Raw genomic sequence first — 14,103 nt, 5'->3', positions numbered from 1 at the left:
AGCCATGGATATTCTCCGCATTGCCGGTGAGCTCATCAACACGACGCTCGTATTCTCCACCGCGCTGATCTTCACCGCGCTCGGAGGCATACTCTCCGAGCGTTCCGGCGTTGTCAATATCGGCCTCGAAGGCCTCATGGTCTGCGGCGCTTTCGCTTCGGCCGTCGGCACGTACTATGCCGAGGGGGCCGGCCTGAGCGGCGCGGCACCGTGGATCGGCCTCGCGGCCGGTCTGCTGTTCGCCATGCTCGTCTCCGTCATTCATGCCGCAGCCTCCATCACCTTCAAGGCCGACCAGGTGGTCAGCGGCGTCGTCATCAACTTCCTGTCCGCCGGCGCTACGGTCTATCTCGTGAAGATTCTGTTCGCCGGCTCCGGGCAGACCGAGACTCTGAATACGGCATTCCACAAGACGGCCATTCCCGTCTTGTCGCAGATTCCGCTGCTCGGCACGGCGCTGTTCAATGCCTACCCGACCACCTACCTGGCTCTCATCCTGGTGGGCGTCGTCTGGTACGTGCTCTTCAAGACCCCGTTCGGCCTGCGGCTGCGGGCCGTGGGAGAGCATCCGGGAGCGGCAGATACGCTCGGCGTCAGCGTCAGCCCTCTGCGGTATACCGCCGTTCTGCTCAGCGGAGCCCTGGCCGGTCTAGGCGGGGCGACGATCACCCTGACCACGACGAGCAACTTCTCGCACAATACGATCTCGGGCCAAGGGTTCATCGCCCTGGCCGCGATGATCTTCGGCAAATGGCACCCCGTCGGTGCCCTGGGCGCCGCCCTCTTCTTCGGCTTCGCGCAGGCGCTGAAGAACTTCGTGCAGCTGTTCGAGTTCGCGAAGGGCATTCCGATGGAGTTTCTCTACATGCTGCCTTACGTGCTGACCATTCTGGTCCTGGCCGGCGCCGTAGGTCGCGCCTACCCGCCGGCTGCCCTCGGCGAACCCTACGATCCGGCCAAAAGGTAAGGCCGCCTGCAAAGGCTATGCAGGCAGGGCTGCGGCCGCAGAAACCCAAACAAGCCGTGGCTGCCCTCCGAAGGGGCAGCCACGGCTTGTTTCGTATTCCGGCGCAGGCGGGGCCAAATTTCCTTACAACGTAAAGGCCTCGTACCGGAAGGAGATGAATCCCTGCCTTCCCGCCTCCGCTTGCGCCCAGTCCTTCAATCCAGGCGCTTCAGCAGCCGGATCTCTTCGCTACCCTCTTCCTCGCCGGGCAGCACCAGAATCTCATCCACCAGTGCCCGAAGCAGATACAGGCCGATCCGTGCGCTGTCGAATGCCTCAAGCGCTGCAGGGTCGCCCGGCAGCTCCCCTGCCGGCGCCAAGGCATCACGGAACGTGACCCGGGCACCATGGATACGGATCTGCACCTCCAGCTCCGCTTCCCTCATGGTGAACACCAGAACCAGCTGGGCTTCCAGCCCGTCGCCGCGCAGACCGATCAAGGCATGATTGCACGCTTCGCTTACCGCCACTTTCAAATCTTCGATGGCTTCGAAGGAGTAGCCCATTCGTACGGCGATACCGTACAGCGTCATCCGAACCGTGACGAGACCTTCGGCATGAAGCGGCAGCCGAAGGCACACTTCTTTCCCGGACGCATCCTGCACAGCTCTCATCCCCCCGTTCATCGGATCACTCCCTCAAACTCCAGGAAACGGGATAATCCGGTCATATCGAACAGCCGCTTGATTTTGGCCGGAACCTCTGCGGCAATCAGGTTCATCTGCACCGTCTGCCTGTTCTTCAGGATCGAGACCACGATCCCAATCCCCGTACTGTCGATGTAAGTGAGCTCCCGCAAGTTCAGCTTCAGCGGCAAGGGGCTCAGAGCCAGCGCTTCCGCAGCAAGACGCAGCTGGTTCGCCGTCCCGAGATCGAGTTCACCTGTCAAATACAAGATAGAGCCCTGCGGGCCCGATTCTGTTCTCACTTGGAATTTATCCGCCGTCATTCTCGTTACCTCTACCTCCGCTACCCGATGATTACTTTCTAGCATAGCAGATTTTAGTGCAAATTACACGGGTAGCGCTTTCTTGTATCTTCTTTTTTGTATCCGCTTTCTTTCATGCTGGTTCAGCGTTTTCTTGTCCGGGTAATGGATGTCAGGAAGACGCGTCCGAACATGAATTTCAGCTAAAGGAGCGATGAAAGATGGAACCGACCAAGAATGTGGAGATCGAACAAAGGCACGTGGAACGCCGAATGGATTCCGGTATGGTGGCCTCGACATTCATCAAGTATGCCGCCTACATCGTGATCTTCTTCGGCTTCCTCTATTTCCTCGTACGGTACGTATTCCCTATGTTCTAAGCAGCCCGGCTCTACAGACTGCAGAACGCACCGGCTTTGGCCGGGAGCGTTCTTTTTTTGGCCGCTTTTCCAGCAGCCCCCCTCGTACCTCCTGAATTTGACGTCAGCATGGCAAAAACCCGAGTATGCCTGGGCTCCCGGGTGCCTTCCTCTGCGGTATGAATCGGTTAGGATTGCGAAGAATGGAAATAATGTACGGATGTCAGCAGGCCGGTATCCGCCGAGATAAAAAGCTTCAATGCGGCTTGTCCTCTCCGGTACACAAGACCGTCCTCCGCCGTCCAATCCGGTTCGCCGAGCGCAGCCTTCAGCGAATCCGCCGATAACTCCAGCCGCTGGCCGTCGATCTCGATCATTCCCGAATCAGCGGGAACCATGACATATTGAATGAAATTCTGGTACAGACCCACCCGGCAGTCCGGATATACGAAGATCTGTTCATCCTTGAACAACGGGTCCTTCTCCACTGCGGCAGGTTCCCCTTTGATTTCATACAGCGTCTTGAGGTCGTCGTCCACCGATAATCCGTTCACTCTCTGCAGCTTCCATGCGGGAGCGACGACCGGAACTGCGGCCGGAACCTCCGTTCCCTGAACCGCCTGCGTCTCTGCCCCCACCTCCTGCGCAGCCGCCAATTCCACGCTCACCGCCTGCACCGCAGGGGCTGCGGCAGTCTCGGCAGCCTGCTCCTGCGGGCCTGCCATCCAAGCCGCACCGGTTAAGCCCAAGGCCAGCGTACTGATCACTAACGTCATACTCCACCTGTTCATCCTGTCCACTTCCTTTGCGTATTCGGCTTCGGGAGACGCTTGGTGCGGGCTGGCAGCACGAGAGGCTTTTTCAGCTCGCGGGGGTATTAATGAGGGAGCACGGTTTGGTCATCGACGGCAATGACGATCCTTCCTTTGGCCATTTCTCCTTCATAGTATTCCACAGCTGTAGACGATAATCCGAGAGAAAGCAGCTTCTCCCGGAGAACGGCCCCTTCGCATTTGTAGAGCGGGGCGACCGTATGGGCCATACTCTCGCCGACGAATCCGATCCGGCTGGCATACTTCGGTTGGAACAGCCTGTCCAGCTTCACGTTCTCGTGGGCCAGAATCTGGATCTGGTCCACACCGCGGCCCGCCGACTGGAAGTCACGGACCGCCTGCTTCACCTCTTGTTCGCCCTTGGCTACGACGATGGAATGGAACATCGGGCTGACGCCTCCTAGTAAGTTGTTCTAATGTTCGTATTAACGAACATGTTCCAGCTGCTGAAGCTGCCCCATCGGAATATAGACCTTCGGCATTTTGTCGTTCTTCTTCATTACGGTCTCCGCATCCCCGATGACCGCAATGGACGACTTGGACAGGCTGCCTACGGTCGCTCCATCCGCGATCACGGCTCCCTCGCCGATAATGGCGTTGCGCAGGTAGACGTTGCGGCCGATATGCGCACCCGGCATAACTATGCAATTGCGTACGACGCTGCCTTGTCCGATATGGACACCGCGCGACACGACCGAGCGTTCCACCTGTCCGTAGATAAGGCAGCTGCCGGCAATAAGAGACTGTCCCACCCGGGCCGCCGGGTCCACATAGGTCTCCCCGTGGCGCACCGCAGGGGTGAACATCGGCCATGCCGATCCGCTGCAGCGGAACTTGGGCTGGTCGCCGAGCAGATCCATATGGGCTTCCCACAAGCTCTCGATCGTACCGACGTCGCGCCAGTATCCTTCATGGGAATAGGTCTGCAGATGTCCGCCGTTCAGCAGCATATAAGGAATCACGTCTTTGCCGAAGTCATGGGACGAGTCGGCATTCCCCGCATCGAGCTCCAGCACGCGTTTCAAATAAGACCATTTGAACACATAGATGCCCATGGAAGCGAGGTTGCTCCTCGGCTGCTTCGGCTTCTCCGCGAACTCCACCACGCGCCCTCTCTCATCCGAACGCATGATGCCGAAGCGGTGCGCGTCTTCCCACGCCACCGGGGTTACGGCGATCGTCGCATCGGCGCCCGTCCGCACGTGGCGCTCCAGCAGATGCCGGTAATCCATCTGGTAGATATGGTCTCCCGACAAGATCAGCACATGTTCAGGCTGCTTCTCTTCAAGGAAAGCTATATTCTTATAGACGGCGTCCGCTGTGCCCACATATTCCCCGTCCTTCGGAGGAAGCACCGATACGCCCTTTCGCTCTGGAGACCAAGAAGCTCCGCTGCCGATATGCTCATGCAGGGAGGAGGCCTTATATTGGGTTACGACACCCACCGTGTCGATTCCGGAATTTCTGCAGTTGCTGAGGCCGAAGTCGATGATCCGGTACGCTCCGCCGAAGTGTACGGCAGGCTTTGCTTTCGTTTGGGTCAGCACACCGAGCCGGCGTCCTTCGCCGCCAGCCAGCAGCATGGCAACACATGCCTCTGAAGTCATAATTTCACCTGCACCTTTCTGCTAATGAACTGTAGTCGTCGCTACCGTATAATACTTATGATTAACCTGGGCTCTCCCTCCTGAAACACAATTTTCCATTTTTTACGGACAAGTTTTCAGGTTTGGGGGGGTCTTTCTCTCTAAAGATTTTTTAATTGAGAGATGCTGGATTTAATTGTAGAATGATACATAACCATGATACATTTTGTATTAAAATTGGGGTAACTACGCCCATTTTGATACAATTTGTATCCAACGATGCCATCTGTCCCTTTGTGATCCAAGAGAGGAGATTCATAATGAAAAGCACTTTCCGGGTATGGGGTTTGGTCCTGATGCTGCTGTTACTCATCCCGCTGTCCGCCTTCGCGGAAGACGGGGAAGTCACCGTGCAGATCCGCAAGGCCACGCTGTCGGGCAAGAACTTCGACGAGCTGGACATCACGGTCTTGGCTTACTCGCAATATGAATTGAAGGAAGTAACGGCAGAGGTGGAGGGCCGCAAGGTAGCCCTGAAAGCCTTAAGCTGGAGCGATTGGAGCGGGAAGATCTCCCTCGAGGGACTCCCGCAGGGGACCTACAAGCTGAAGGTGACAGTCGTTACTACGGGAGGCGCCTCCGGCACCGCGGAGCAAGACGTAGCCCTGAACGGTCCTACCGTTATCAAGATTGTCCAGCCCGAGAACGGCACGGTCGTGCGGGGCGGCCAAGTGCTGCTCCGGGGCGAAGCGGTTACCGGAAGCGGCGAGAAGACCTATGTGGAAGTAGCCTATACGGTCGACGGCAGTTATCACGGCAAGTCCTTGTACCTCGAGGCCGGCAAGGACACCTGGTTTGACGTCTCCGACTATGAAGGCACACAAATCACCCTCCACTTCACGACCTACGACAAACAGTCGGTTCCCGTAGAGCGCGAAATTTACGTAGAACGGAGCCAGCGCCTGTCCGAATCGCTGCATGTCGACGGCAAGCTGCTCGACTGGAATGCGGACCGTCTGCTGTACAAGGCGGGCGACAGCCTGCACATCAAGAACCGCGCTACCGGCGAAGTGACCGATCTTCCTCCGGTCGCCTATCCGACCGCGAACGAGAAGCTGGTCGGCAGTGGAGCCATCTTCCAGATCCACACCGATGATTGGATCCGCGACCCCCGCTATCAGGTGGTATGGTGGAACGGCTCGAAGCTCACGGAACTCACTCCCGGGCTCAGCGGAATGCAGACCGCCCGGATCCGAAGCGTGAACGGCAGCTATGCGGTTTACATGGCGCCGGACGGCACCTACATTCTGAATGCGGCAGACGGCAAGACCGCCGTCATTCCCAATCCTTCTTCCGTTGACTATTATTGGGATGCGTTGCTGGATGCTGACGGAAGCGCGCTCCTCGCAGGCTTAGGCCTGTTCCGCTACCATCCGGACGGTACGGTCACCCGGCTGGTGGAGCAGGGCGAGAGAGCGTTCACCCGTCTGATCCGCTCGGGAAGCGATGTCGTCTACACGGACGGCCAGCAGGTCTATAAGTATGACGGCCGGTCGGCATCCGTGCTGAAGCAGAACGATGGCATCGACATGTCTTCGGTCACGGCCTTTTTGTACCAGAAGGGCTGGTTCGCTTATCTCAAGAAAAGCGGCACAGGTTCGGCACAGCTTTTCCTCCGCTCGCCTCAAGGCGATGAGAAGCAGCTGACGTTCCTGAGCTCTGCTCCGGCGCTGCAATTCCTTGCCGAAGACGGTTCCGTCGCCTATACCTACGGGACCCTGACTTATATTCATCCGGCAGGAGCGGCCAAGGCGGTCGAAGTAAGCTCCTCCCTCGGAAGCACCTTCCACCTCCCCGCTCTTGGCGGGTGGCATCAACTGCTCGGCTCCGGCCTCTATCAAGTACTGACCGGCAGCGTGGAGATCGACAAGACTCCTCCGGCCTGGCCTGCAGGCGGTGAACTGACGGTCACGGACCTGACTTACAAGTCCGGCGTGCTGCATTGGCCTGCCGCCACGGACGGCAAGGGCATCGCCGCCTATGCCATCTACCGGGACAATCAACTGATCGGTGTCGCCGGCAAGGATACGCTTCAATACGACATTGAAGTGCAACGGGATAACTACAACCGCTTCTCGGTCAAAGCCGAGGATACCGTAGGCAATCGAAGCGATACGCTTGAGATCAGCATCCAGGCGCCGGAGTATGATGACCGGCCCCCTTATTGGACGACCGGGAAGGGTCTGAGCGTAACGGATGTTACGTATACGGGCGCGAAGCTCGCTTGGAAGGCGGCGAAAGACAATAAGGCCGTTCTCCGCTATGCCATATATCGTGACGATGTGCGCATCGGGGAAGTTGCCGGCAATGTCACCAAGTATACGGCCTCAGGCTTGAGCCCGGCTACTACATACCGGTTCAAGATAGTCGCCGAGGATGAATTCAACCAAAGCGCAGGCAATCCGGAAGCGGTGGTCACCACGCCGGAGCTGCCGTACAGCGGAGACTCGCAGGCGCCGGTATGGCCCGGGGGCAGCCTCCTCAGCGTAACGGACGTAACATACACTGGCGCTTCCCTGCACTGGACGCTCGCCCAGGATGATGTGGCCGTCACTTCGTATGATATTTACCGGGACGGGCAGCTGCTAGGCAGCGTAAACGGGAACGTGTACGCTTATCGTGCCGATGGCTTGGCCTCCGGCCAGACTTATCTGTTCAGCTTGGCAGCCCGGGATGCGGCCGGCCACACCAGTACCGGCAATCCGAGCGTCAGCGTGACGACTGCCGTGTACGGCCCCGGCCCGGATCCGGATCCTGGCGGTTCCGTACTTTCGCTTCAAGCCAAGCCGGGGTTCATCGACACCAATTCGATACTAGAGATTTATCTCAAGGCCGATCAGGCCGAAGACTTGTACGGGTTCCTCTCCAAGGTGCAGTATGACCCGTCCCGTCTGAAGCTCGCCCAGGTCAAGCTGCATCCGGAATTCGGGACCGAGAGCCGCACCGCGGTTCTTTCCTCCAACACTTACACCACGGGCCAAGTGAAGCTGTCCGGCGCCCTGCTCGGTACCGTACCGGGCCGGACGGGCGGGCCGCACCTGGTCACGCTGAAGTTCAAAGCGCTCCAGGCCGGGGCGACAGATCTGACCCTGCTGCCCGGCTCCGCGTTGTCTGACAGCCAAGGCCACGTTCAGACTTTGCCGGCCGGCACCAAACTGACGGTCTATGTCGGCGGCGGCGACTTCGACAATGACGGAAGGGTCGGTCTTAGCGATCTCGTCCTGATCTCCAAGGCGAGCGGAAGTCAGCAGGGATTCGGAGACTTCGATACCCGCTTCGATATCAACAACGACGGGAAGATCAATGCCTCGGACGTTCAATATATCGCGGATAAGGTTTCCTCCCAGTAAGCACCGTTCGGATTCGCCGAGTATCATGGGCCCATAACAAAAAAGCACCTCCTCCCGGAGGTGCCTCCCTGCCGTGGATTCTTCCTCGGCAGTTTTTGTTGTATAACGCGGGGACTTGTACTGCCCCAAAGCGGCAAGCTTACGACATGCTTATGTATTCATGTTCCTCGCAGGCCCGGACGGCGATCGTGAAGATGAACTCCGCCCCCTTACGGTCCGAGGACCCTAGAGCAATCGTTCCGCCCATAAGATGCACCAAGTTCCGGCAGATCGCCAGGCCGAGGCCCGTACCGCCGTACCTGCGGGTCATCGACGAATCCACCTGGGTGAACGGCTGGAAGAGCAGATTCCGCTTCTCCTCCGGTATGCCGATCCCCGTATCCGCCACCCGCAGTTCGAGCTGCAGCCGATCCCCTTCGCGCTCCACCTCCGTGACCGAGACATGGATTCCGCCTTGGTCCGTGAACTTGACCGCATTGCCGATCAGGTTAATGAGAATCTGCCGGAGCCTCGATTCGTCGCCGAGAATGCACCCTGGCACCGACGGGTCGATGTCATAGGTCATCTCCAGCGATTTATGACGGGATTCGGCATGGAACATCTCGATCGTCTCCATGAGACAGATACGGAGGTTCATCGCTTCTTCCTTCAGCTCCATCTTCCCTGACTCGATCTTCGAGAGATCCAGAATATCATTGATAATGTAGAGCAGTGCCGCACCGCTTCGCCGGATCGTCTCCGCATATTCCCGCTGTTCCTCGCTCAGATCCGTTTCTTCGAGGAGATCCGCCATGGCGATCACGCCATTGAGCGGCGTCCGGATCTCGTGGCTCATCACAGCCAGGAACTGGGACTTGGCCTGAGCGGCCTGTTCGGCCTGTACCTTCGCCCGCTCCAACTCCCGCGTCCGCTCATTAAGCAGATCCGTCTGCTGCTGCAGCTTCTTGTGCGCCAGGTAGATCGAGACGAAGCCCTCGATCTTGGACTTCAGGATATGCGGAACGAACGGTTTGACGATATAATCAATCGCGCCGACCGAATAAGCGGTGAATGAATAATCATCCTGCTCATCGGGAGCTGCGGTAATGAAGATAATGGGGACCGCCTTGGTTCTTTCCCTCGATTTGATCCACTGGGCGGTTTCAAATCCGTCCATTCCCGGCATCTGAACATCGAGAACGATGACCGCGAATTCGTGCTTGAGCAGACAGCGCAGCGCCTCCTCTCCAGAGGAGGCCTTCACGAGATGGTAATTCTGATCCTCAAGCACGGCTTCGAGCGCCAGCAGGTTCTCCGGCTGATCGTCCACCATTAGAATGCGGATCGGTTCCTCCATAAGATCACACCTCATTTATCGTTCATACGGAAAATTTTCTCCTGGCCGTTCACCGTTTCATATCCCGCCGCATGCTTCGTGAAAGAAATCGACTCCTTATGCCCGAGCACTAGGAAACCGCTCCTGCTGAGGCTTTGGAAGAAAAGGTCGTGCACCTGATTCTGCAGGAAGTTATCGAAGTAGATCAGCACATTGCGGCAGAGGATGAGATGGAACTCGTTGAACGAACGGTCCGTTACCAGATTATGCTGGGCGAAGACCACATTCTCCCTCAGGAACGGATGGAACACCGCCGAACTGCCGGCCGTGCTATAGTAGTTGGAGAAGGCGTCCTGGCCTCCGGCGCGGATGTAATTATTGGTGTAATCCTGCATCTTCTTCAATGGATAGCTGGCTTTCTCTGCCTTCTGAAGCACTTCCTCGTTAATATCCGTCGCATAGATCCGCGTCTTTCCGTACAATCCTTCTTCATGAAGCAGGATCGCCATGGAATACACCTCTTCGCCTGTAGAGCAGCCTGCGTGCCAGATCCGGATTGCCGGGAGCTTTCGCAGCTCCGGAATGACCTGCTCCTGGATCGCGGCGAACATGCTTGGGTCCCGGAACATCTCGGTCACATGAATCACCAGGTCGGACAGCAGACGCTCCATGCAGTCCCGGTCATGCAGCACCCGCTCCTGCAGCCCCGAGACCGTCCGCAGCTTCTCGGCGTGGATCCGGTGCCACACCCTCCGCCGCAGGGACGCATAAGCATAATTGCGAAAATCATAACCGTACAAGCGGAACAAGCCTTCGAGCAGCAGGGTAATTTCGATCCGCTCGCGTTCTTCCTCCTCTTTGCTCGCGCCGCCCGCCTCCGAAGGGGCGCTGCTACGCATCAGGAGTTCCTCGAGATCGTCCCTCTTCTTGTGATCCATCTTACTTATTCAGCCACACCCGCATCAGCGAGAAGAGCTGTTCGGTATGCACCGGTTTCGTAATATAGTCGGAGGCGCCGGCCTGGATGCACTTCTCCCTGTCATCCTTCATGGCTTTGGCCGTCAAGGCGATGATCGGCAGGCGGTCGAACCGTTCGTCGTTGCGGATCGAGCGCATCGCCTCGTACCCGTCCATCACCGGCATCATGATATCCATAAGCACGAGATCGAAGTCCGGTTCCTTCTCGAGCTGCTCCAGCGCGCCCTTGCCTGTCTCGGCGAACGCCACCTGCATTCCCAAGCCTTCGAGGAGATTCGAGAGGGCGAAGACATTGCGGATATCGTCGTCGACAATCAGCACCTTCTTGCCCGAGAAGACGGCTTCGATGCTGTGAAGCTTCTGCAGCACGGTCTTCTTCTCTTCGGGGAGCCGCTCCTGTACCCGGTGCAGGAACAACGACGTCTCGTCGAGCAGACGCTCCGGCGACCGGACATCTTTAATAATAATCGATTCCGCGTATTTCTTCAGCCTCAGCTGTTCTTTCTTATCGAGTTCGGTTCCCGTGTAGATAATGATCGGCAGACGGCGCAGTTCCGCATCGCCTTTGACAGCGTCCAGCAGCTCGTATACCGCCATGTCCCGCAGCTTAAAGTCGAGGACCATGCAGTCGTAGGTCTGCGTCCGCAGCGCCTCAAGCGCTTCCCGTCCGCTCCCGGCCGGCGTAATCGACACATCGTCGTGTGCGATCAGCTCGATCAGGGCGATCCGCTGGGCTTCGTCGGGTTCGACAATCAGCAGGCTGCGGATATCGCGTTCGAGGAACGTCTGGATCTGTTCGAACGCCTGGTCGAGATGATCGCGGGTCGACGGCTTGCGCAGCCAGGCGATGGCCCCCATCGACAGCCCCTGCAGCACTTCATCGTTCACCGAGATGACATGGACCGGAATATGGCGCGTGGCCGCATCGCTCTTGAGCTGGACCATTACACCCCAGCCGTCGAGCACCGGCAGCTGGATATCGAGCAGAATGGCATCGGGCCGAAGCTGCTTCGCCAGCTGCAGACCCGAGTCGCCTTGGAGCGCGACCACCCCCTTGAATCCGCGGCTGCGCGCCATATCGAGGAGAATCGTCGCAAAGTGGGCGTCATCCTCGATAATCAGCAGCACCTTGTCGCTCGGTTCGATATGTTCCCGGTCATCGGCGAACGAATCTCCGCCGGGGTCCGCTCCCGGAGGGCGCAGCACCGGCGCCGACAGGGCCGATCGGACACCCGGCATGGCCAGCGCCCCCCTACGGGACAGACCCGCCGAAGAAGCAAGCGCAGCGGCTACCGCGTCGCGGGCTTCATGCAGGCCGCCGGCAAGCACGGCCGATGCCGGAGCGTTGGCCGGCTTGGCGCTGCTCATCGGCAGGCAGAGGGTGAACCGGCTGCCCCGGCCCTCTTCGCTCTCGAGTTCGATCGTCCCGCCCAGCAAGGCAGCGAGCTGCCTGGAGATCGACAGACCCAGCCCGGTTCCTCCGTACTTGCGGCTGGTGGTGCCGTCCGCCTGCTGGAAAGCCTCGAATACAAGCTCCTGCTTCTCTTCAGGGATGCCCACGCCGGTATCCTCCACGGTGAATGCCAGCATCCGCTCCCCTCGCTCCGCCGGCTGGACGGTCAGCTTCACGCAGCCGCTGTCCGTGAACTTGAAGGCGTTCGAGAGCAGATTCTTCAGAATCTGCTGCATCCGGAGGTTGTCGCTCTGCAGGCTGACCGGCGTGCCTTCCATGACTTCGATCTCGAAGGCCAGCATCCGGTTGCGGGCCACCGGCAGGAACGACCGCTGCAGCGAATCGATCACATCCTGCACAAGCACCGTCTCCATATGGACATCGAGCCGCCCGGACTCGACCTTGGCCAGATCCAGCACGTCATCGATGAGGCGCAGCAGGTCGCTGCCCGAGGAATGGATCGTCTCGGCGTATTCGACCTGCTTGGGGGACAGGTTGCTGTCCTTATTCTCCTTGAGCAGCTGGGACAAGATGAGCAGCGAGTTCAGCGGCGTACGCAGTTCGTGGGACATGTTGGCGAGGAACTCGGTCTTGTACCTCGAAGCTACCGCGAGCTCCAGTGCCTGCTTCTCGAGGGAATCGCGGGCGAGCTCGACCTGGCGGTTCACCTCTTCGGTTTCGCGGATCTGGATCTCGAGCTCGGACGTCTTGCGCTGCAGCTCCTCGTTGCTCTGTTCGAGCTCCTCCTGCTGCCGCTGCAGAAGCTCTTCCGAGGCGCGAAGCGCCTTGGCCTGATCCTCGAGCCGCTCGTTGCTCGTCTTCAGTTCGTCCTGCTGCGAGAGCAGCTCCTCCGACTGGGTCTGGAGCTCCTCGGTCAGCGCTTGGTGAATCCGGAGGAGCTCTTCGATCTTCAGGCGGCCCTGCAGGGAATTCAACACCACACCGCCGACTTCGGCAATCTGCTCAATGAACTTCATCTCGAGGTCTGAATAGGCCTTGAGCGAGAGGAGCTCGAACACACCGATGACCTCGTCATCGTACAGGACAGGCTGTACCAGGACTGTCACCGGCTTCATATCTCCGAAGGCAAGCCGGATCTGTCCCTGCTCCCCACCGCCTTGCAGCAGGATCGGCTTGCCGTCCTTGGCACACTGGCCCACAAGACCTTCCCCGATTTGGAAGGAATCCGCCGCTTGGACTCCGCTGCGTGCGTACGTCCCGGTCAGCTCCAGCTTCCGGGTCAAGCCTTCGTCCTTCAGCACGTAGAAGGCGCCGTCCTGCGCTTCGACCGTGCGGGCGAGCTGTCCGATGAACAGCTCCCCCATCTCCTTCAGCCGGGTCATACCCTGCATAGCGGAATACATATCGCTCACCTGCGTCTGAAGCCACAGATTCTCTTCGTTCAGCTGGTGCAGCGCCTGCTCTTTGGCTGTCGTCTGGTCCAGATGATCCGCCAGCTGGTTGAACACGGTCGCCAGCTGCCCGAATTCGTCCGTTGTGGTAATCGGCACTCTGTACGAATTCTCTCCCCAGCGCCCGTCGGCGAAGCCGCGGAGCATGAGCGTCAAGGTGCCGAGGCCCTTCGTCATGGACGAGATAATCCAGTACATGATGGCAACGGATAAGAGCAGCGTCACCAGGGTCAGGAGACCGGTGGCCGCCATCGTCTGCTTGTTCTGGTTCAAAGCATTCGCGATCGCCGCATCCATCTGCTCTTCCTGATAACCGCTGAAAGCCGTCATGCTTGCGGTGAACTCGTCTTGAATATTGACGCCGCTGCTCGTGCGAAGGTTGTTCGCTTCGGCGACTTTGCCGTTCTGGTACAGGCCCAGCGTCTGATCCTTGTATTCCAGGTAACGCCGCCCGCTGGCAAGCAACTTGTTCACAAGCTCCTTGCCCTGCGGCGTATAATCCAGCGTGCTCAAGTCCTCCATCGCCTTCTGGACGTTGGCGGAACTGGTTCGGATGAGCTCCAGATTCTTCTTGTCGCTCTCCGGCGTGGAGATCAGCAGAAGGTTCGCGACCCCCTTCGCCAGCTCCGTGGCATTGTTGCGGACTCCGGTAGCCAGCTTTACTTTATTGTAACGGTTTCCGTAAATTTCGCCGAGGCTGTCGTCCGTGCTTGTCAGTCTGGTAATCCCAATGCCTGCCAGCGTGAACAGCAGCAGCAGCAGGACGCCGAATCCTGCGAACAGCTTTGTTCTGATCTTCATCCCTGGGCTTCCTCTCTCTCCT

At 58.7% G+C, this 14,103-nt stretch carries 11 protein-coding genes; 3 read left to right on the top strand and 8 right to left on the bottom strand.

The window, feature by feature from the left end:
• Window positions 1–4: 4 nt before the first annotated feature.
• Window positions 5–967 carry an ABC transporter permease gene (locus O9H32_RS09385; protein WP_269865771.1) on the top strand — a complete coding sequence of 321 codons (963 nt, stop codon included), beginning with the start codon at window positions 5–7 and terminating at the stop codon, window positions 965–967.
• Window positions 968–1,161: 194 nt separating this feature from the next.
• On the opposite strand, the gene O9H32_RS09380 is transcribed toward O9H32_RS09385, so the two are convergent.
• On the bottom strand, window positions 1,162–1,632 hold the full coding sequence (locus O9H32_RS09380; protein WP_269865770.1) for an ATP-binding protein: 471 nt from the start codon (window positions 1,630–1,632) through the stop codon (window positions 1,162–1,164).
• Window positions 1,629–1,955, bottom strand: coding sequence for an STAS domain-containing protein (locus tag O9H32_RS09375; RefSeq protein WP_269865768.1), 327 nt, complete (start codon window positions 1,953–1,955; stop codon window positions 1,629–1,631). Before O9H32_RS09375 ends, O9H32_RS09380 begins: the two co-directional genes overlap by 4 nt.
• A 200-nt stretch (window positions 1,956–2,155) precedes the next feature.
• On the opposite strand from O9H32_RS09375, the gene O9H32_RS09370 reads away from it, so the two are divergent.
• A complete protein-coding gene (locus tag O9H32_RS09370) occupies window positions 2,156–2,314 on the top strand; it encodes a hypothetical protein (protein WP_269865767.1) in 159 nt (52 codons plus the stop codon).
• Window positions 2,315–2,481: 167 nt separating this feature from the next.
• On the opposite strand, the gene O9H32_RS09365 is transcribed toward O9H32_RS09370, so the two are convergent.
• The 3 genes from O9H32_RS09365 to O9H32_RS09355 all read right to left on the bottom strand — a co-directional run bounded on the left by O9H32_RS09365 (window position 2,482) and on the right by O9H32_RS09355 (window position 4,733).
• The gene (locus O9H32_RS09365; RefSeq protein ID WP_269865766.1) at window positions 2,482–3,084 is read right to left on the bottom strand and encodes a hypothetical protein; all 603 of its coding nucleotides are present in this window, start codon (window positions 3,082–3,084) and stop codon (window positions 2,482–2,484) included.
• Window positions 3,085–3,170: 86 nt separating this feature from the next.
• Window positions 3,171–3,512, bottom strand: a complete 342-nt coding sequence (locus O9H32_RS09360) for a general stress protein (RefSeq protein WP_269865765.1) — start codon at window positions 3,510–3,512, stop codon at window positions 3,171–3,173.
• A gap of 39 nt (window positions 3,513–3,551) precedes the next feature.
• Window positions 3,552–4,733, bottom strand: a complete 1,182-nt coding sequence (locus O9H32_RS09355) for a glucose-1-phosphate adenylyltransferase (protein WP_269865764.1) — start codon at window positions 4,731–4,733, stop codon at window positions 3,552–3,554.
• 299 nt (window positions 4,734–5,032) lie between these two features.
• Between O9H32_RS09355 and O9H32_RS09350 the strand changes: the two genes are divergently transcribed.
• Window positions 5,033–8,122, top strand: coding sequence for a fibronectin type III domain-containing protein (locus tag O9H32_RS09350; RefSeq protein ID WP_269865763.1), 3,090 nt, complete (start codon window positions 5,033–5,035; stop codon window positions 8,120–8,122).
• Window positions 8,123–8,261: 139 nt separating this feature from the next.
• Here O9H32_RS09350 and O9H32_RS09345 read toward each other — a convergent pair whose 3' ends face one another.
• From O9H32_RS09345 to O9H32_RS09335, 3 genes are read right to left on the bottom strand one after another with little or no spacing between them, the layout of a single operon-like run.
• Complete coding sequence (locus O9H32_RS09345) at window positions 8,262–9,458, bottom strand: ATP-binding protein (RefSeq protein WP_269865762.1); 1,197 nt, start codon at window positions 9,456–9,458, stop codon at window positions 8,262–8,264.
• Window positions 9,459–9,469: 11 nt separating this feature from the next.
• Complete coding sequence (locus O9H32_RS09340; RefSeq protein WP_406627288.1) at window positions 9,470–10,375, bottom strand: CheR family methyltransferase; 906 nt, start codon at window positions 10,373–10,375, stop codon at window positions 9,470–9,472.
• 1 nt (window position 10,376) lies between these two features.
• The gene (locus O9H32_RS09335; protein WP_269865761.1) at window positions 10,377–14,081 is read right to left on the bottom strand and encodes a response regulator; all 3,705 of its coding nucleotides are present in this window, start codon (window positions 14,079–14,081) and stop codon (window positions 10,377–10,379) included.
• Window positions 14,082–14,103 lie beyond the last annotated feature (22 nt).

The organism is Paenibacillus caseinilyticus, from assembly GCF_027533645.1.
In the GTDB taxonomy this organism is placed as follows: Bacteria; Bacillota; Bacilli; order Paenibacillales; family NBRC-103111; genus Paenibacillus_G; species Paenibacillus_G caseinilyticus.
This window is presented reverse-complemented; position numbering and strand designations above follow the sequence as displayed.